This window comes from Bartonella callosciuri (assembly GCF_014203215.1).
In the GTDB taxonomy this organism is placed as follows: domain Bacteria; phylum Pseudomonadota; class Alphaproteobacteria; order Rhizobiales; family Rhizobiaceae; genus Bartonella; species Bartonella callosciuri.
This window is the reverse complement of sequence record NZ_JACHIM010000003.1, coordinates 97,159-115,795: the sequence shown is the minus strand read 5'-3', so window position 1 is coordinate 115,795 and position 18,637 is coordinate 97,159. Positions and strand designations below refer to the sequence as shown.

Here is an 18,637-nt window from a genome sequence, read left to right as displayed (position 1 = left end):
GCATTTGCCCTTTACCTCTTTGGCACATCTATCTCATAAAAATGACAAAGAAACCTTACAAACAAGAGTTTCCCCGCTTTACTACATTTATGCAGAAAAGGCTTCATAGCCCTCTTTTTAATGCAATTCGCAAACGTTCTTGTCATCGCTTAGACATAATAAATCGGAATCATCATTATGACCTCACTGCTGCTTCTTATAATATCCATAAATGCGTCGGCGTTGATAGAGTTTTTGACCCTACGCGTATTGTACGTGTTATTACTGAACTACAAGTTGATATTCTTGCCCTTCAAGAAGCAGATAAACGCTTTGGTGAACGCATTGGTTTGATTGATCTTAAACTGTTAAAAGATAAAACAGGTCTGATTCCAGTGCCCCTGAATACCATGTCACCTCAAGGTCATGGCTGGCATGGCAACGCTCTTTTTTTGCGAAAAGGACATATACACGACATCTTACAAATCACTCTTCCTGGGATTGAACCACGTGGCGCTGTAATTGTAGAGCTAGAAATGGAAGTTGGTTTTATTCGTGTTATTGCCGCTCATTTTGGCTTATTACGACACTCTCGCAATCAGCAAACAAAAATGCTCCTTGCACTTTTGCAAAAACGTTCCCTTATGCCCACACTCCTTGTTGGTGATTTAAATGAATGGCGGGTAGGAAAAGGCTCATCTTTAAACCATTTTTCTCCTTATTTTGATAATAAACTTGGAATTATACCAAGTTTTCCCTCTCGTTTTCCCTTTCTAGCCCTTGATAGAATTCTTTCGTTTCCTCATCAATTAGTGACAAATATCGAAACGCATCATTCACCACTTGCACGCATTGCCTCAGATCACTTGCCTATCAAAGCGTATCTTGACCTTTCAAATGCCATGACCATTCTTAAAAACCAATAAGTAGAAAAGACTAATGTGCTTCATCCCAATTTTGCGCAATCATTACTTTTACTTCAAGAGGGACCGACAAAGAGAGAACTGGCATTGTAGCATTTTCCATAACCTTTTTCACAAGAGCCATGGTTTTCTCGCTTTCGTCTTCTGGGACCTCAAAAATCAATTCATCATGCACTTGCAGCAACATTTTTGCTGATAACTTCTCTTTTTCTAAAGCATCTTCCATTTGAATCATGGCACGGCGAATAAGATCCGCTGCTGATCCTTGAATTGGTGCGTTGATAGCAGCTCGTTCATTAAAGGAACGTACTTGTAGATTTGCCGTTTTTATTTCCGGATAATGGATACGACGTCCAAAAATTGTTTCTACATAACCATTTTGGCGTGCAAAACTTTTCGTTGTTTCCATATAATTTTTAATTCCTGGAAACCTTTCAAAATAAAGTTGAATATAACGCCCGGCTTCTTGCCGTGAAATCCCTAATTGATTAGCTAATCCAAAAGCTGAAATGCCATAAATAATACCAAAATTAATCGCTTTCGCACGTCGTCGTATATCTGAAGGCATGCCCTCTATAGCAACCCCAAACATTTGCGATGCCGTGATTGCGTGAATATCCTGACCGCTAGCAAAAGCTTCTTTTAATGCCTTTATATCGGCAATATGTGCAAGAATGCGCAATTCAATCTGACTATAATCAGCTGAAAGCAATACATGTCCTTCTGGAGCAATAAAAGCTGTTCGGATTTTACGTCCCTCAGTGGTTCTCACTGGAATATTTTGCAAGTTGGGATCTGATGATGACAACCGTCCTGTTGATGTTGTAGTCAAAGAGTAATTTGTATGAACACGCCCTGTTTTTGGCAAAATATAAGAGGGTAAAGCATCTGTATAAGTAGATTTTAGTTTTGCAAGTTGACGCCAATCAATAATTTTACGCGGCAAAATATGACCTTCAGCAGCCAACTCCTCTAAAACTTGTGCAGAAGTTGACCACTGTCCACCTTTGGTCTTAGTGCCTCCAGGCAATCCCATTTTGTCAAAAAGGACATCACCTAATTGCTTTGGCGAAGCAAGATTAAATTTCTCATTAGCTAGTTGATAAATTTCCTCTTCTAGAATAATAGCAGTCTGAGCTAGCTCTCCTGAAAGACGTAATAAAATTTGCCGATCAACGAGGATGCCACGTTCTTCCATTTTTGCAAGAACTTCTATCAGTGGTCGATCAAGACGCTCGTAGATTTTTGTCATCCCTTGAGCCACAAGCTGCGGTTTTAAAACTTGCCACAAACGAATCGTTATATCAGCATCTTCGGCGGCATAAAGGGTTGCTTGTTTCAAATCTACCTCTGCAAAAGAAGTGATCTTTTTTCCGTTATTTGTTAAATCCTTATAGGCAATTGGTTTGTGCCCAAGCCAACGTTCAGACAAAATATCCATACCATGCGTTAAAACTCCAGCTTCTAAAGCATACGATAAAAGCATTGTGTCATCAAAAGAGCGTATCACAATACCCTGTTGTTTCATCACCAACCAATCATACTTTATATTTTGACCAATTTTTAAAACCGCTTGATTTTCTAAGATTGGTTTTAAAAGCGTCAAAGCCTTTTGTGTTTCAATTTGTTTAGCAATGCGTCCTCCTCCTAAAAGATCATCTCCCCCCTCAACATGTTCAAGTGGTATATAAGCTGCTTTCCCCGGTTGTAATGCCAAAGAAAAACCCACAAGCTTTGCTTGCATAGGATCAAGTGATGTTGTTTCAGTATCAAAAGCAAAAAATCCTTGCTCTTGTGCCTCCGATAGCCATTCTCTCAAAAGTTCTTCATCAAGAATCGTTGTATAAGCACTCCTTATAATTTTTTGCGATACTGCTTGATCTTTACGTTTTTGTGCCAACCGTTGTGGAGAATTTTCAGAAAAATCATGTAGGAATATGCTATCAGCTTTCTTGATATTAGGATCACGCTCATATCCAGACTTTTCCCACTCAACATCATCTATATCAAGTGCATCAATAACCGTTGCGTCACATGTCGTCGCCTCTGCCACCCGACGTGTTAGTGTCGAAAATTCCATAGCTTTAAGAAAAGCGATTAAACGTGGACCATTTTGAGGTTCCAAAATAAAATCATCTAAATCATTGTCTATAGGAACATCTGTTTTAAGCCGAACAAGTTCACGAGAAATTTTTACCTGTTCACTATAAGCTTGAATATTTTCACGCCGTTTTGTTTGTTTGACTTCTATTACACGCTGTAACAAAAGATCAAGAGAGCCAAATTGCTCCAACAATTGTGCTGCAATTTTTGGACCAATGCCTGGAATACCTGGTACATTATCTGTTGCATCTCCAATTAAAGCTTGCAAATCAACCATTTTTTCAGGCGTAACACCCCATTTTTCTACAACTTCAGAAACACCAATATGTTTGTCTTTCATTGCATCATACAAGGATACATGCGTATTCACCAATTGCATAAGATCTTTATCAGAAGAGATAATAGTTGTTTTTGCTCCAACCTTTGTTGCCAATTGTGCATAGGTAGCAATTAAATCATCCGCTTCAAACCCTTCCTTTTCAATACAAGGCAAATTAAAAGCCTTTGTTGCTTGGCGTATTAATGCGAATTGAGGGATAAGATCTTCAGGAGGTGCCTCCCGATTAGCCTTATATTGTGGATAAATTTGTTTCCGAAATGTATCGGATGAATAGTCAAAAATAACAGCAAAATGTGTTGGAACAACACCGGTAGCTGTATTGCGTGCATCACAGAGCAATTTCCACAGCATATTACAAAAACCAGCCACAGCTCCTACAGGAAGTCCATCCTTTTTACGCTTTAAAGGTGGTAAAGCGTAGTAAGCACGAAAAATATAGCCTGATCCATCAATTAAAAACAGATGATCTTTTGCTTTCATAACAATTTCATTTCTCCTTTTTATTCAAAAAATAATTTCCTTTTATATATTTTTTTCATTCTTATTTTAAAAATTATCGAATTGCCTCTAAAAAGCCATTTTTTCTTTTCATAAAGCATATGTCGTTACACTTTATATTCGGTACCTAGAGCTTTTCTTTGCTGTTACAGGATATAATAGCTTTCATTTTGCTCCTCCTATGATAGCTGAGGTACGATGTAACGATAGGGTCGTTGTGGTGTTCCCCTCCCCACAACGACCATATTTTTTTTGAGAACCATATTTTAAAAGATCTTGTTTCTTAGATTTTTGAATCATCTTTTTAAGGAAAAGAATGGGAATTTATTGAGGGAATTTAAAGCTATTCCACAGGGCTTTTTCACCCATTTTTTTGATGAAATCAGCATGCATACTTCTTTCTTGCGCACTTAATCTTGAAGGTAAAGCTTGTGGCCGAAGTTTAGCTGCATAGGGGACATTTTCATCATTTTGGGTATTAGCATCAAAACTGTCCCTGTTATCAAAACCCAATACGCCCTGCTTTCCACCAATGAGCTCAATATAAACATCGGCGAGAATCTCCGCATCCAGTAAAGCACCGTGAAGAACACGATGACTATTATCAATTCCAAAACGTTTGCACAAAATATCAAGAGAATTAGGACCCATGGGAAACTTACGCCGTGCCATTGCCAATGTATCAAGAATATGATCAACCCTGATAAGGGGTTTATTCGCTCGTTCTAATTCTGCATTAAGAAAGCCAATATCAAAACTGGCGTTATGGGCAATCAATGTTGCACCATTGATAAATTCCAAAAATTCATCAGCGATATCACTAAAGCTTTTTTCATTTTTTAAGCGTTCATTGGTCAATCCATGAATTGCTACGACTTCATCAGGAATAATAACACCTTGCGGGTTCAAATAAACATGGAATCGGCGTCCTGTGAGATAACGATCAATCATCTCTACACAACCGATTTCGATTATGCGATCTTTCTCTTTATCTAAACCTGTTGTTTCTGTATCAAAAATAATTTCACGCATTACTTTAATTCTTTAGCAAATTTTTTATCACACAAAAAACTTGCTGACGTGTATTCTTTAAATCTTTTCCCGTATCAATAATAAAATCAGCACGTTCTCGTTTTTTTTTATCAGACATTTGTTTAGCATTAATAAAAGCAAATTTTTTTTCATTCATATTCGGACGAATCATTGCACGCTCTTTTTGTATTGCCAGTGGAGCAGAGACAACAACCACGCTGTCTACACGTTTTTCAGCATTTGTTTCAAAAAGAAGCGGAATATCAAGAACAACCAACTTTTTTCCCTGTTGGCGCGCTGTAGCAATAAATTCTTTTTCCTTAGCTTGCACCAAAGGATGAATTATTTTTTCTAATATTTGTAATTTTTTATTATCATTTATCAAAATTTCAGAAAGCTTTAGGCGATTAACTTTACCGTATTCAACAACACCAGGAAATGTACGTGCTATAAGTGATAAAGTTGGTTCACTCTTATAAAGTTGGTTCACTGCCTCATCAGCACTAAAAACGGAAATACCTGCTTGCTTGAAAAAATCAGCAACTGTTGATTTTCCCATAGCAATTGATCCAGTCAGTCCTATGATTTTCATCCTCTCTCTTCACTCATATCCTCTAAAATTGCATTGCGTAATACTTTTGTTACTTGTGGTCTTATTCCAAACCACCTTTCAAAACCAGGAACAGCTTGATGTAAAAGCATACCAAGCCCATCAACTGTTCTTAAACCGTACATCTTTGCTTGTTGTAAAAAAGGCGTTATTAATGGCGTGTAAACAATATCTGTCACTAACGCTGTTGCCTTTATCTTATGAAAATCGCAAAAAAAAGAATCATTTTTTTTCTCTTTTTGATTTGCCATACCTATAGAAGTTGTGTTGACAATTAAATCAGCTTGATAAAGTATTTCATGCATATTATACCAATCGTGAACTTCTATAGGTTTTCCGAAGTATTCAGCTAAATCATCTGCGTGTTGCTTTGTACGATTAACTAAGAAAATCCGTTCAAATCCACGTTTTTTTAAGGCGTATAAGATAGCGCGTGCAGCACCACCTGCACCAAAAACAAGAGCTGTTTCCCCGACCCAATCAGGAGCAAAATCATCAAGGTTAGCACTAAAACCATAGGCATCACTATTTGTGGCACAAAGTTTATCTCCTTCATACCAAAGCGTATTAACAGCACCAATCATTGTTGCTATGTCATCTTTATAATTGACTAAATGAAAGGCTTCTTGTTTATGGGGTAGAGTGACATTACCTCCACAAAATCCCTTCCTTTTTATAGACGCTAAAAAACCTCTAAATTCTTCAGATTTTATTTCTTGTGCGAGATATTCACCTTGTAAATTATATTGTTTAAGCCAGAAATTATGAATTTTTGGTGATTTTGAATGATGAACAGGAGTACCAACAACAAAAGCACGTGGAAAAATTATTTTTTCGCTCTTTATTGTTAAATCAACCATCAATGACCCTCAAATGACGTAGTTTTACTAATAAAGGCAATAAAGGTAAACCAATAATGGTAAAAAAATCTCCGTCAATTTTTTCAAAAAGATGGATTCCTTCTCCTTCAATTTGATACACTCCTACACTGTTTAAAGCATCTGTCCCTACACGTGCTAAATAACGTTCAATGAACTCTGATGAAAGAGGGCGGACTGACATATATGCACTAAAAGCTTCCACCCAGATTTCTTTTCCATTTTTAAATAAAGCCACCGCACTATGAAGAGAATGGGTTTTTCCTGATAAATCATGTAAACGTTGACGTGCTTCTCTGCTACTTGTGACTTTGTGGAAAACTTGCCCCTCCAAATCAAGTACTTGATCACAACCAAGAACCAAAGTATCAGGAAAGCGATCAGAAACATTTTTTGCTTTTGCACTTGCAAGAAAACAGCTAAGCTCTTTAGAACTCTTTGTTTTTCTTTTTTTTTCTGCTTCCCTTTCACAAAAAGAGGCTCCTTTAATGGAAAAACTTAAACCTGCTTTTTTTAATAGTTGTGCACGATAAGGACTAAGAGATGCTAATATTAATCTATCTGCTGCCATAGAATATTTCTCTCATTTTCCTTCACGAAATCGCGATAAAAGTTCAAATATAGCCGCAGCAGTTTCTTCAATAGAGCGTCTTGTAACATCAATAGTAGGCCAGCCAAAACGTTCGCAAATGCGTTTTGCATAAGTCAACTCTTCAGCTATACTGATACGATTAGTATAACTCTCAATGGTTAAATTGTCACCAAAATATCTATTTTGACGAATATGTGAGATTCTTTCAGCTGAAGCAATTAAACCGATTATCAAAGCATCTTTTGCTTCCAAAAGAGCTTCTGGTAAATCAATTCCCGGAATAAGAGGGACATTAGCAGTTTTGATTCCACGATTTGCTAAATAGATACTAGTGGGTGTTTTAGAGGTTCTTGAAATTCCTACAAGAATCACATCTGCCTTCGATAAACTATTAGGAGACTGCCCATCATCATGCTCTATTGTAAAATCCAACGCCTCAATACGGCGAAAGTAACCTGCATTAAGATCATGTTGTGCACTCGCCCGTAAATTTGTTGGTATTCCAAGATAAGACTGAAAAGCATCAAAAACAGGATGCAATATATCAATACAGGGAACTTCCATTTTCTTACATCTTCTCTTAAGAAGGAGTTTAATTTTTTCATCAATGATTGTGTAAAGAACAATACCTGGCTCTTGTTGTATCTCGTCAAGAGCTCTCTGCAACTGTGTTTCATTGCGAATCATTGGATAGATATGCTCTGTTGCTTGGCTCATCGTATATTGTGCTGCAACAGCCCTTCCTACTGAGATTAATGTTTCCCCTGTTGCATCAGATAACATATGTAAATGAAAAGACTTTTTTTTTCTTATCACAAAAATTTTAACTCCTTGTTAATAAATGTGTATATATACTTAGAGGGTTTTATAAAACTAAAATTTAGAAGAACTTCTCCATTGTTATACACAAATTTTAAAATTGTGATAATTGAACTGCTTTTATAAGAGAATAACGGGGATAATATCTTTAAAGTAATGTTCTATTTATTTTTTTTCTTTTTTATTTGTTGATAAAATTGAGGACTAATAAAGGATAATTAATAATCCACGTTAAACACAAATTAAAATAAAAAGAATATTCCCTTTTAATATCTATAATATAGAATTTTTTGGAAAATCTAAGAAATTGAATATCATTTTAATAATACAAAAAAATCTATATATAATATTTAAAATATTATAAAATTATTCTGTAATTCATCTTATGATGGTAAACATCAAAAATATATTATAATTTAGGTAATTTTAATTTTTTTTGATTTGTATATTTTATTTTATTATTTTATTGCTTAATACTATATCAATATAATCGTATGAATGATGCTTGCGGATTTTAAAAAGTAAGTGTACAATAATTTTTTCTTTAAGAATTTTCTATTCTCTAAGTTTTCCTAAATTATTTAAAAACAATCTTTCATATATTAAAGAGCATGTTTTATGCAAGAAATGAAATTACAAGAACTTAAAAGTAAAAATCCAGTTGAACTCGTTTCTTTCGCTGAAACGTTAGAAGTTGAAAATGCTTCTCTGATGCGTAAACAAGAATTAATGTTTGCTATTCTGAAAAAACTTGCTTTGCAAGATGTAGAAATTATCGGAGAGGGAGTTGTTGAAGTTTTACAGGACGGATTTGGTTTCTTGCGATCGGCTGATGCTAACTATCTTCCGGGACCTGATGATATTTATCTTTCACCTGCACAGATTCAATCTTTCTCTTTAAAAACAGGTGATACCATTGAAGGTCCTATACGTAGTCCAAAAGAAGGAGAGCGTTATTTTGCTCTTCTTAAAATAAATACAATTAATTTTGAAGATCCTGAAAAAATTCGCTATAAAATTCATTTTGATAATCTTACTCCCCTTTATTCAAATGAACGTTTTCAAATGGAAATACAGGATCCTACAGAAAAGGATATGTCGTCACGAGTAATTGATCTGATATCTCCTTTGGGAAAAGGGCAGCGAGGGTTGATTGTAGCACCTCCTCGAACAGGGAAAACGGTTTTACTTCAAAATATTGCGCATTCTATTACGACTAATCATCCTGAATGTTATCTTATCGTTCTTTTAATTGATGAACGACCAGAAGAAGTTACTGATATGCAACGTTCGGTGCAAGGAGAAGTGGTTTCTTCTACTTTTGATGAACCAGCAATTCGTCATGTACAAGTCGCTGAAATGGTTATTGAAAAAGCAAAACGTCTTGTTGAATATGGGCGGGATGTTGTTATCTTACTCGATTCTATTACGCGCCTTGGGCGTGCGTATAACACGGTTGTTCCTTCATCGGGTAAGGTTTTAACAGGTGGTGTAGATGCAAATGCCCTACAACGTCCTAAACGTTTTTTTGGTGCAGCACGTAATATTGAAGAAGGTGGGTCTTTAACCATTATTGCAACGGCTTTGATTGATACTGGTAGTCGTATGGATGAGGTTATTTTTGAGGAATTCAAAGGAACAGGAAATTCAGAAATTGTTCTCGATCGCAAAGTTGCTGATAAGCGTATTTTCCCAGCTATGGATATTTTGAAGTCAGGTACGCGTAAGGAAGAGCTTTTAGTAGCACGACAAGACTTACATAAAATTTTTGTGCTTCGTCGTATTTTAGCACCAATGAATGTAACAGATGCAATTGAATTTTTGATTGATAAATTAAAACAAACAAAAAACAATAGTGAATTCTTTGACTCAATGAATACTTAGAAATATTGAGTTTTTTGTTTAGGATATATCCTGTGGATACAATCTTTGCTATTTCGAGTGGATTGTTGCCTTCAGGGGTTGCAGTCATACGACTTTCTGGCCCTCATGTTGTGAATATAGTTAAGACACTTTGTGGTTGTTTACCAAAAGCCCGATTCATGCATTATGGAAATCTTACTGCTCGTGATGGTAGTTTTTTAGATTCTGCTTTGACTGTTTTTTTTCCTGCTCCTCATAGTTTTACTGGAGAAGATTGTGCAGAGTTTCATTTACATGGAGGAAAAGCGGTTGTTAATCGTTTTCTCGATGAATTATCTACATTTTCTGGATGTCGTATGGCCGAGGCGGGTGAGTTTTCACGTCGCGCGTTTATGGAAGGAAAATTAGATCTTGTTCAAGCAGAAGGTCTTGCTGATTTAATAGAAGCAGAAACAGAAAGCCAACGGCGTTTAGCAGTTATGGGGACGAGCGGGCGTTTAACAACGCTTTATCGTGATTGGCGGCATAAACTTATAAAAGCGCGTGCTTTTATTGAAGCAGAACTTGATTTTTCTGATGAAGTTGATATTCCAAATTCAGTATCTGATAAAGTTTGGAAAGATGTAGAAGATCTTTGTACTTCTCTTCGAGAACATATTGATGAAGGAGAACGTGCAAATATCTTACGTGATGGTTTAAAAATTGTCATTGCGGGTGCTCCAAATTCTGGAAAATCAAGTATTCTGAATCGGTTGGTTGGAAAACCTGTTGCTATTGTAACAGAAGAAGCAGGTACAACCCGTGATGCTTTAGAGGTAAGACTTATTCTCGGCGGTTTACCGATTTTTTTTACAGATACTGCTGGTTTTAGAGAAACAAAAAATAAAATAGAGCAATTAGGAATAGAAGTTGCAAAGCAGCATATTAGGGATGCTGATTTAGTTATTTTAGTTTATGATATGGGAAATCCTAAAGAGATTGATTTACCAAAAACATCGGCTGAAATATGGTGTGTTGGTAATAAGCTTGATCTTTATGAAGAGAATGAAACCAATTGGTTTATACGGTTTTCCGCATTAACCGGTTTAAATTTTGACTGTTTTATTAAAGAACTCGAATTATTTTGTTCACGTCGTGCTACTGAAATTGGTAATCTTGTACCAGCACGTAAAAGGCAACTCCAGTTATTAAAAGAGGCTGTTAAAGAGATTGAAGCTTCTATTAATTATGATTCTCTTGATTTAAGTTTACGTGCAGAACATCTTCGTCGTGCAAGTGACTTTCTTGGGAGAATTACGGGAGATATAGATGTTGAAGATTTGCTTGATATTATTTTTTCAGAATTCTGTATTGGTAAATAAATGATTCACGTGAAACATTGATTATTTCAATGGACAGATTTAAAAGATTATGTATTTTATATGTTCTGTTTCACGTGAAACTTGAGAGTAGATTCTCTATGGGATGAATCCTAATGCAATTTTATGATGTTATTGTTGTTGGAGGCGGGCATGCTGGCTGTGAAGCCGCTTCAGCTTCAGCACGCACTGGAGCACGGACAGCTCTTATTACACATAAAATATCAGCATTGGGAACAATGTCGTGTAATCCTGCTATTGGTGGACTTGGAAAAGGGCATCTGGTTCGTGAAATAGATGCTTTGGATGGTCTTATGGGAAAAGCAGCAGATACTGCTGGAATTCAATTTAGACTTCTTAATAGACGTAAAGGACCAGCAGTAAGAGGACCACGTACACAAGCAGACAGACAACTTTATAAAGAAGCAATTCAAAAATTCTTGCAAGAACAAGATAATCTCGTTCTACTTGAAGATGAAGTAATTGATCTGATTGTAAAAGATAATTGTGTTTCAGGTGTTATTTTAAAAAATCAAGAGAAAGTTTGTTCTGGAGCTGTTGTTTTAACAACAGGTACATTTTTAAATGGTTTTATTCATATTGGTGATAAAACATGGGCTGCTGGACGTATGGGAGATCAATCAAGTGTACAACTTGCTGAACGCTTAAAAAGTTATAATATAAATCTTGGTCGATTAAAAACAGGAACTCCCGCCCGTCTTAGCAAAAAAACAATTCATTGGGATTTACTTTCGAAACAGCAAGCTGATGAAGATCCCGTTCCTTTTTCTTTTTTAACAGAAAAAATTAAACAGCCACAAATTGAATGTGCAATAACACGTACAAATATACAAACACATCAAATCATTCGTGAGAATATTCATCGATCTGCTTTATATTCTGGAAATATTGAAGGATTAGGACCACGTTATTGTCCTTCAATTGAAGATAAAATTGTTAAGTTTGGAGAACGTGATGGTCATCAAATTTTTCTGGAACCAGAAGGATTAAATGATGATACTGTTTATCCAAATGGACTTTCTACTTCCCTCCCTGAAGATGCACAAATTTCTTTATTAAGAACTATTGAAGGGTTGGAAAATGTCAAAATTTTAAAACCTGGTTATGCTATTGAATATGATTTTGTTAATCCGCAACAGTTAACTAAAACCTTAGAGTTACGCTCTTTACCAGGATTATTTTTAGCAGGCCAGATTAATGGTACAACAGGATATGAAGAAGCAGCAGCACAGGGGCTTTTGGCTGGGTTAAATGCCGCTCGTAAAGTAGGTAAATTAGATGAAGTCTTTATAAGTCGTTCTACAGCTTACATTGGCGTTATGGTAGATGATTTAGTCTCGCGTGGGGTTTGTGAACCTTATAGAATGTTTACATCACGTGCTGAATTTCGTTTGTCTCTACGATCTGACAATGCTGATGCTCGTTTAACACCTTTAGCACAGCAATGGGGGATTATAAGTAAATTACGTTGGGACTGTTATGAAAAAAAACAGCAACGTCTTGACCAAGCACGATCAATGTGTAAGAAACTTTTTCTAACCCCTAATGAAGCCTGTGCATATGGATTACAAGTAAATCACGATGGAATTCGGCGTTCGGCTTATGATTTTCTTGCTTATCCTCACATGACACTAGAGCGTCTTTCACATTTTTGGCCACAATTACGGTCAATAGATTCTAAAACCGTTGAATCCTTAGAAATTGAAGCACAATACGCAGTTTATTTAGATAAACAAGCTCAAGATATTGCCGCTCTTAGGCGCGATGAACGTCTAGAAATTCCTTCTTCTCTTGATATTCAGTCAATTTCAGGTCTTTCAAATGAGTTGAAAACAAAGATTCAAAAAATGTCACCCCGTTCAATTGCTGATGCACAAAAAATTGATGGTATGACACCAGCGGCATTATCGCTTATTATTACCTACATTCAACGTCAAAAACGTGAAAAGGCTAAATCAGCTTGATGAATATTTCTATAGAACAAAAATATCAAGCATTGTTAAATATTGTTCCTTCTGTTTCACGTGAAACGATGGAGGATTTAATACAATTTGAAACTCTAGTCACTCAGTGGAATATGCATATTAATTTAATATCTGCTGCAACAATACCAATTCTATGGACACGTCATATTTTGGATTCGGCGCAAATTTATCCTTTACACAGTGATTTTCTGCGTTGGTGTGATCTTGGATCAGGGGGAGGTTTTCCTGCAATCGTTATTGCTATTTTAATGAAAGAAAAAAAAGCAGGACATATTGATCTTGTTGAAAGCAACGGAAAAAAAATAGCTTTTTTACGAACGGTTATTAGTCAACTTAATCTTCCAGCAACAGTTCACCACTGTAGAATTGAGGATGTGTACAAAAAAATAGACACACCAGAGATTATTACAGCTCGGGGATTAGCTTCTCTTGATGCCCTCTTAAAGCTCATTTTTCCTCTATTAGCAAAAAAAACAATAGCTCTTTTGCAAAAAGGTCAGGATTACTCTAAAGAAATAGAAAATGCCTCTGCCAATTGGGCTTTTGATCTGCTAAAACATAAAAGTAAAATTGATGAAAATTCTGTTATTTTAGAAATTTCTCATATCAGATCATGTAGAGGGTAAAGCTAAATGGGCGAAACACGGATTATCGCTATTGCAAACCAAAAAGGTGGGGTCGGAAAAACAACCACAGCAATTAATCTTGCCACAGCTTTAGCTGCTATTGGTGAAAATGTTCTTATTATGGATATTGATCCACAAGGTAATGCTAGTACAGGATTGGGAATTGATCGTAATAATCGTCCTTTATCCTCTTATGATGTTCTTGTTTCAGGTATTTCAGTGGCAAAAGCAGCTTTAAAAACAGCTGTACCCAATCTCCATATAGTGCCTTCTACCCTTGATCTTTTAGGAGTAGAAATGGAAATTTCTTCATCGCAAGATCGTATTCAACGGTTACGTAAGGCACTCTATGATGATCCAAAAATGGAAAAAAAATTCAATTATATTTTAATTGATTGTCCCCCGTCACTAAATCTTTTAACACTTAATGCTATGGGAGCTGCGGATTCTATTTTGGTACCCATGCAATGTGAATTTTTAGCACTTGAAGGTTTAAGCCAATTGCTTGAAACAGTAAGGCAAGTACAATCTGTTCTTAATCCATCTCTAGAAATTCAAGGGATTGTTTTAACCATGTATGATGGACGTAATAATCTTTCAAACCAAGTTGTAGAAGATGTACGCTCTTTTATGGGAGATAAAGTTTATCGCACTGTTATTCCACGAAATGTGCGGGTTTCAGAAGCGCCTTCTTTTGGTAAACCAGTATTGCTTTATGATCTCAAGTGCGCGGGTAGTCAGGCTTACCTGCGTCTAGCATCAGAAGTTATTCAACGTGAAAAACAAACACGCGTTGCTGCTTAAAAATGTAATAAAAGTAATTTTTGTAAATATTTCGAAGAGCAAAATTATGAACGATGATCAATCAAAAAAAAGACTGGGGCGTGGATTAGCAGCATTGATTGGGGATATCAGTTTAAACAACAATCTTGCACGTTCATCAAATACTGACAAATTGACAGTGCCCATTGCAACCCCTACTCTTTCTGAAAAATTTGTTCCACTTGAATCTATTTCTTGTAATCCACATAATCCACGGCGCCATTTTACCGAATTGGAACTTGATAATTTAGCACAATCAATTCGCCAACATGGCGTTGTTCAGCCTATTATTGTAAGACCTTTACATGACCATCCTCATCGATTTGAATTAATCGCTGGAGAGCGGCGGTGGCGGGCTGCACAACTTGCTAATTTAAGTAAATTGCCTGTTATTGTTCGTGATGTGGATGATAAAACGGCCTTGGAATTAGCAATTATTGAAAATGTTCAACGTGCTGATCTTAACCCTATCGAAGAAGCAAAGGGATACGAAGTTTTACTGAATGAGCATGGTTATACGCAAACAGATTTAGCACAAGTGATTGGAAAAAGTCGAAGTCATGTTGCAAATACGCTTCGTTTATTAAAATTGCCATCAAAAGTACAACAACTCTTAACCGATGGGCAACTTTCTGCTGGTCATGCACGCTGCCTTATAACCGTTGAAAATCCACAAGATTTGGCCGAAAAAATTATTCGTGAAGGACTTTCTGTGCGCCAAACAGAAATGCTTGCATATGAGCAGGCAAATCCTAAAGTCAAAAAACGAACGACTGTAGAAAAAAATGCAGAAACAAAATCTTTGGAAAAATTGCTTTCAGATGTGATAGGAATGAAAGTTATCATTCGGCATGGTAAAAAAGGTGGTGATTTAAAAATACATTACTCTTCACTGGAACAATTGGACGATATTTGTCGCCGTTTACAAAATTAAAGAGCATTTGCAAAATTAATCGATTGTTCAAAATAGCAGGGATTTTATCTACAACTTTTTCTTAAAGCAGTAAGTGTTATAAATATATTTTTTACCAAATTCTAAATTATCTGAAACGATAATATTTTTTATCAAAAGAAAGCTCTTCTTTTTCAAAAGAAATGTCTTCAGTAAGCATTATTATTGTTTCTTGAAGTACCAAGGAACCAACAGCAAAATCTTTGAGTGTAATATTAGTTTTTCTTAAAATGTTCATTAGTTTCGGCTGATTAGAAATAGAAGCTATGAGTTCTTCAAGACTACTGTCATAAGTGATATTAGGTGCTTCTGGCTCTGGCGGTGCATTTTCACATTCTTTTCCAATTTGTTCCATTTTTAAAAGGAAGTTTTCTGTTAAGGAATAATTTGTAATTATATATAGAAATTCAAACTGATTTTTTGTTTTCTTTGCTGTTATTTCTTGAGCATATATTAAAAAGAGAAAAAGGAAAAATAAACGCAATACCAACTTAAACAGAGTTAAAATTTATCCTTTCTTTTCCGGATTTCAGAAAAGACTTCTTCATCTGTTGCATCTACCATAGAAAGATTTTCTCGCAAAGTTTTATCATCCCAACGAAGAAAGGGATTTGTCGTTTTTTCTTGCCCTAAAGTGACAGGCAACGTCATAGCATTTGTTGCCCGCAACAAAAAAACTTCTTCTACTCTTTGATGAAGTTTTTGATTGTGTGGATCAAGTGTCAATGCAAAAAGAGCATTATTTTTTGTGTACTCATGTCCACAATATAGGAGTGTTTCATTGGGAAGTTGACGAAGTTTTTTTAAAGAACTCAGCATTTGTGCGGGCGTTCCTTCGAAAAGACGTCCACAGCCGAGTGAAAAAAGTGTATCCCCGGCAAAGAGTAAATTTTCTTCAGGAAGGTAGTAGGACAAAGCTCCTAGTGTATGACCAGGTGTTGAAAGAGCTAAGAGCGTGTATGTACCAAAGAAAAGGTTTTCATCAGGTTGAAGTGTTTGATCAAGGTAACGAATTTTCTCTTTTTCTGCTGCTGGTCCAATAACTGTAGCCTTATAGACTTGTTTTAACTCTACCAGTGCTTCGACATGATCATGATGATGATGCGTTATAAAAACAGTCTGAAGTGTCCAGTTGCGACGTTTTAAAGCATTATGAATTGCTTCGCTTTCAGGGGCATCAATAGCGGCTGTGTAGCCGCTTTTTTCATCATGAATGATTACACCAAAATTATCTTCTCGACAGATAAACTGTTCAATCAGCATGTATTTTCTCCATGAACAATATGCAACAATAAATTTAGAAAATAATCTATAGTGATGAATGCATACAGTTTAAGAATCAGATTTATCCTTTTCTGTAAAAAGCCCCTGCGAATGTTTAACTATAAGAGGCATTTGAGTAGTCATGAAAAGAACTGTTATGGGCATAACACCAAATACCTTAAAACTGGTCCAAAAGTCATCGCTAAAGTTGCGCCAAATTATTTCATTCAAGAGAGCAAGAAAAATGAAAAAGAATGCCCAACGATAGGTGAGTTTGTGCCATCCTAAATCATCAAGTTTTAAAGCAGAATCGAGTGCATAACGCAAAAGTGGTTTTTTAAAAAATATGCCACCAAAAAGAATAAGAGAAAATATGATATTAATGATTGTTGGTTTCATTTTTATAAAAGTATCATTGTGAAGCCAAAGAGTTAAGCATCCAAAGACCAGAACAAATATTCCTGAAATAAGAGGCATTATGGGAATTTTTCGTGCAAGGATCCATGATAAACTTAGTGCAACAATAATTGCTGCCATGAAAATAGCTGTTGCAGGAAAAATAGGTTTGTTGAAATTTTTAAAAAACCCAATATTATTTATCAGCCATTCGCCTCTATAATTAGCAAGAAAAAAGACAACCAATGGTCCCATTTCCAAGAAAAATTTGAGGGTTGGTGAAAGAGATTTTTTTTGATTATCATCCTTATTTGTCGAATCGGGACGCTTATGTGAATGGGACTCAGAGAATTTTTTTTTCATGTGTATTTTCCTGCAATAGTTTCGGCAAAGTCAGAAGCAGAAAAAGGTTGAAGATCCTCAATGTTCTCTCCTATACCGATAAAATAAACGGGTAATTTGTATTTTGCTGCGATGGCGACAAGAATTCCTCCCCGTGCAGTGCCATCGAGCTTTGTCATAACTAAACCATTAACACCAGCAATATCACGGAAAATATCCACTTGATTAAGTGCATTTTGTCCAGTGGTTGCATCAAGTGTTTGAAGGATTGTATGAGGTGCATGGGGGGTATTTTTTCCTAAAACACGAATAATTTTTGCTAATTCGTCCATCAATTCAGTTCTATTTTGTAGACGTCCAGCTGTATCAATAATCAAGACATCACTGTTTGCTTTTTTGGCTTTTTCATAGGCATCAAATGCTAAGCTTGCAGCATCTGCACCTAGTTTTGTAGAAATAACAGGAGATCCTGTACGTTCACCCCAAACATGCAATTGTTCAATGGCAGCAGCGCGAAATGTATCGCCAGCAGCTAACATAACTTTTAATCCTCCTGCGGTGAGTTTTGCTGCAAGTTTTCCAATAGTCGTCGTTTTTCCCGTACCATTTACACCTACCAGTAAAATAACGTGAGGCTTATGATTTAGATCAAGTTCTAGTGGAATCGCAACAGGTTCCAAGACTTTTCTAATTTCATCAGCCACAATGGTATGAATGCTATCTGGAGATAAATTCTTTTCGTAACGACTGGAGGCTAAGATATCAGTGATATGTGTAGCGGTTTCCACACCAAAATCAGCCTGAATAAGAATATCTTCTAACTCTTGTAATGTATTTTCATTAAGTTTCCCTTTAACAAAGAGATCACCAATCGACTCACTTAAGCGTTGTGAAGAAAGAGCTAACCCTTTTTTTAGGCGACCAAACCATGCTGTTTTTTTTTGTTCAACAGGAAATATCGATAAAATTTCTTCAATTTTTTTTTCACGGATTGTATCTGTGACGATTACTTTACTAGAGCGTGCTTCAGAAGATGAAGTTTTCTCATCACATTTTGCAAGTGTTATATTTTGACTTTCTTCTTTTTTTTCTATATCTACGAAGGTCTGGTTGTTTTGTATGCTTTCATTTTTTTCTACCATATCAGCTTCATAAGGAGGGGAAACTTGTTCCATTTCCTGTTCTTTGGATTTGTTAAAAGAAAAAAATTTTTTGATAAAAGATTTTGTCATAAG

General features: G+C 35.9%; 17 protein-coding genes. 7 read left to right on the top strand and 10 right to left on the bottom strand.

Annotated features, from left to right (window positions below; translation table 11 throughout):
- The first annotated feature begins 41 nt into the window (after positions 1-41).
- Complete coding sequence (locus HNQ69_RS03980) at positions 42-905, top strand: endonuclease/exonuclease/phosphatase family protein (protein ID WP_183228789.1); 864 nt, start codon at positions 42-44, stop codon at positions 903-905.
- A gap of 10 nt (positions 906-915) precedes the next feature.
- On the opposite strand, the gene polA is transcribed toward HNQ69_RS03980, so the two are convergent.
- The 6 genes from polA to HNQ69_RS03950 all read right to left on the bottom strand — a co-directional run bounded on the left by polA (position 916) and on the right by HNQ69_RS03950 (position 7,771).
- A complete protein-coding gene (gene polA, locus HNQ69_RS03975; protein WP_183228788.1) occupies positions 916-3,825 on the bottom strand; it encodes a DNA polymerase I in 2,910 nt (969 codons plus the stop codon).
- A 342-nt stretch (positions 3,826-4,167) separates the two neighbouring features.
- Positions 4,168-4,875: a DNA polymerase III subunit epsilon gene (gene dnaQ / locus HNQ69_RS03970; RefSeq protein ID WP_183228787.1), complete on the bottom strand. Its 708-nt coding sequence runs from the start codon at positions 4,873-4,875 to the stop codon at positions 4,168-4,170.
- Positions 4,876-4,879: 4 nt separating this feature from the next.
- On the bottom strand, positions 4,880-5,467 hold the full coding sequence (gene coaE / locus HNQ69_RS03965) for a dephospho-CoA kinase (RefSeq protein ID WP_183228786.1): 588 nt from the start codon (positions 5,465-5,467) through the stop codon (positions 4,880-4,882).
- Positions 5,464-6,345 (bottom strand): shikimate dehydrogenase, encoded by an 882-nt coding sequence (locus HNQ69_RS03960; protein WP_183228785.1) that lies wholly within the window; start codon positions 6,343-6,345, stop codon positions 5,464-5,466. The genes coaE and HNQ69_RS03960 overlap by 4 nt, the downstream gene beginning before the upstream one ends.
- Entirely contained in the window at positions 6,338-6,934 is a 597-nt protein-coding gene (locus tag HNQ69_RS03955; protein ID WP_183228784.1) for a Maf family nucleotide pyrophosphatase, read from the bottom strand. The genes HNQ69_RS03960 and HNQ69_RS03955 overlap by 8 nt, the downstream gene beginning before the upstream one ends.
- Before the next feature lie 12 nt (positions 6,935-6,946).
- Positions 6,947-7,771 (bottom strand): pyruvate, phosphate dikinase/phosphoenolpyruvate synthase regulator, encoded by an 825-nt coding sequence (locus tag HNQ69_RS03950; RefSeq protein WP_183228783.1) that lies wholly within the window; start codon positions 7,769-7,771, stop codon positions 6,947-6,949.
- A gap of 621 nt (positions 7,772-8,392) precedes the next feature.
- Between HNQ69_RS03950 and rho the strand changes: the two genes are divergently transcribed.
- The 6 genes from rho (at position 8,393) to HNQ69_RS03920 (ending at position 15,383) form a co-directional block, all read left to right on the top strand.
- Positions 8,393-9,658, top strand: a complete 1,266-nt coding sequence (gene rho / locus HNQ69_RS03945) for a transcription termination factor Rho (protein WP_183228782.1) — start codon at positions 8,393-8,395, stop codon at positions 9,656-9,658.
- A 32-nt stretch (positions 9,659-9,690) separates the two neighbouring features.
- A complete protein-coding gene (gene mnmE / locus HNQ69_RS03940; protein WP_183228781.1) occupies positions 9,691-10,998 on the top strand; it encodes a tRNA uridine-5-carboxymethylaminomethyl(34) synthesis GTPase MnmE in 1,308 nt (435 codons plus the stop codon).
- Positions 10,999-11,111: 113 nt separating this feature from the next.
- The gene (gene mnmG / locus HNQ69_RS03935; protein ID WP_183228780.1) at positions 11,112-12,980 is read left to right on the top strand and encodes a tRNA uridine-5-carboxymethylaminomethyl(34) synthesis enzyme MnmG; all 1,869 of its coding nucleotides are present in this window, start codon (positions 11,112-11,114) and stop codon (positions 12,978-12,980) included.
- The gene (gene rsmG / locus HNQ69_RS03930) at positions 12,980-13,627 is read left to right on the top strand and encodes a 16S rRNA (guanine(527)-N(7))-methyltransferase RsmG (protein ID WP_183228779.1); all 648 of its coding nucleotides are present in this window, start codon (positions 12,980-12,982) and stop codon (positions 13,625-13,627) included. The genes mnmG and rsmG overlap by 1 nt, the downstream gene beginning before the upstream one ends.
- A gap of 6 nt (positions 13,628-13,633) precedes the next feature.
- Positions 13,634-14,431, top strand: coding sequence for a ParA family protein (locus tag HNQ69_RS03925; protein WP_183228778.1), 798 nt, complete (start codon positions 13,634-13,636; stop codon positions 14,429-14,431).
- 46 nt (positions 14,432-14,477) lie between these two features.
- Positions 14,478-15,383: a ParB/RepB/Spo0J family partition protein gene (locus tag HNQ69_RS03920; RefSeq protein WP_183228777.1), complete on the top strand. Its 906-nt coding sequence runs from the start codon at positions 14,478-14,480 to the stop codon at positions 15,381-15,383.
- Between the two features lie 106 nt (positions 15,384-15,489).
- Here the strand turns inward: HNQ69_RS03920 and HNQ69_RS03915 are convergent, their stop codons facing one another.
- The 4 genes from HNQ69_RS03915 to ftsY form a co-directional block, all read right to left on the bottom strand.
- The gene (locus tag HNQ69_RS03915; RefSeq protein ID WP_246348489.1) at positions 15,490-15,885 is read right to left on the bottom strand and encodes a hypothetical protein; all 396 of its coding nucleotides are present in this window, start codon (positions 15,883-15,885) and stop codon (positions 15,490-15,492) included.
- Positions 15,886-15,902: 17 nt separating this feature from the next.
- On the bottom strand, positions 15,903-16,664 hold the full coding sequence (gene gloB / locus HNQ69_RS03910; RefSeq protein ID WP_183228776.1) for a hydroxyacylglutathione hydrolase: 762 nt from the start codon (positions 16,662-16,664) through the stop codon (positions 15,903-15,905).
- Positions 16,665-16,733: 69 nt separating this feature from the next.
- Entirely contained in the window at positions 16,734-17,423 is a 690-nt protein-coding gene (locus tag HNQ69_RS03905; protein WP_183228775.1) for a septation protein A, read from the bottom strand.
- The gene (gene ftsY / locus HNQ69_RS03900) at positions 17,420-18,634 is read right to left on the bottom strand and encodes a signal recognition particle-docking protein FtsY (RefSeq protein WP_183228774.1); all 1,215 of its coding nucleotides are present in this window, start codon (positions 18,632-18,634) and stop codon (positions 17,420-17,422) included. The genes HNQ69_RS03905 and ftsY overlap by 4 nt, the downstream gene beginning before the upstream one ends.
- Positions 18,635-18,637 lie beyond the last annotated feature (3 nt).

Bases quoted from the DNA above. Each gene is read 5' to 3' on its own strand.
- HNQ69_RS03980 (WP_183228789.1), top strand. From the start codon at position 42: ATGACAAAGAAACCTTACAAACAAGAGTTTCCCCGCTTTACTACATTT.
- polA (WP_183228788.1), bottom strand. From the start codon at position 3,825: ATGAAAGCAAAAGATCATCTGTTTTTAATTGATGGATCAGGCTATATT.
- dnaQ (WP_183228787.1), bottom strand. From the start codon at position 4,875: ATGCGTGAAATTATTTTTGATACAGAAACAACAGGTTTAGATAAAGAG.
- coaE (WP_183228786.1), bottom strand. From the start codon at position 5,467: ATGAAAATCATAGGACTGACTGGATCAATTGCTATGGGAAAATCAACA.
- HNQ69_RS03960 (WP_183228785.1), bottom strand. From the start codon at position 6,345: ATGGTTGATTTAACAATAAAGAGCGAAAAAATAATTTTTCCACGTGCT.
- HNQ69_RS03955 (WP_183228784.1), bottom strand. From the start codon at position 6,934: ATGGCAGCAGATAGATTAATATTAGCATCTCTTAGTCCTTATCGTGCA.
- rho (WP_183228782.1), top strand. From the start codon at position 8,393: ATGCAAGAAATGAAATTACAAGAACTTAAAAGTAAAAATCCAGTTGAA.
- mnmG (WP_183228780.1), top strand. From the start codon at position 11,112: ATGCAATTTTATGATGTTATTGTTGTTGGAGGCGGGCATGCTGGCTGT.
- rsmG (WP_183228779.1), top strand. From the start codon at position 12,980: ATGAATATTTCTATAGAACAAAAATATCAAGCATTGTTAAATATTGTT.
- HNQ69_RS03925 (WP_183228778.1), top strand. From the start codon at position 13,634: ATGGGCGAAACACGGATTATCGCTATTGCAAACCAAAAAGGTGGGGTC.
- HNQ69_RS03920 (WP_183228777.1), top strand. From the start codon at position 14,478: ATGAACGATGATCAATCAAAAAAAAGACTGGGGCGTGGATTAGCAGCA.
- gloB (WP_183228776.1), bottom strand. From the start codon at position 16,664: ATGCTGATTGAACAGTTTATCTGTCGAGAAGATAATTTTGGTGTAATC.
- HNQ69_RS03905 (WP_183228775.1), bottom strand. From the start codon at position 17,423: ATGAAAAAAAAATTCTCTGAGTCCCATTCACATAAGCGTCCCGATTCG.
- ftsY (WP_183228774.1), bottom strand. From the start codon at position 18,634: ATGACAAAATCTTTTATCAAAAAATTTTTTTCTTTTAACAAATCCAAA.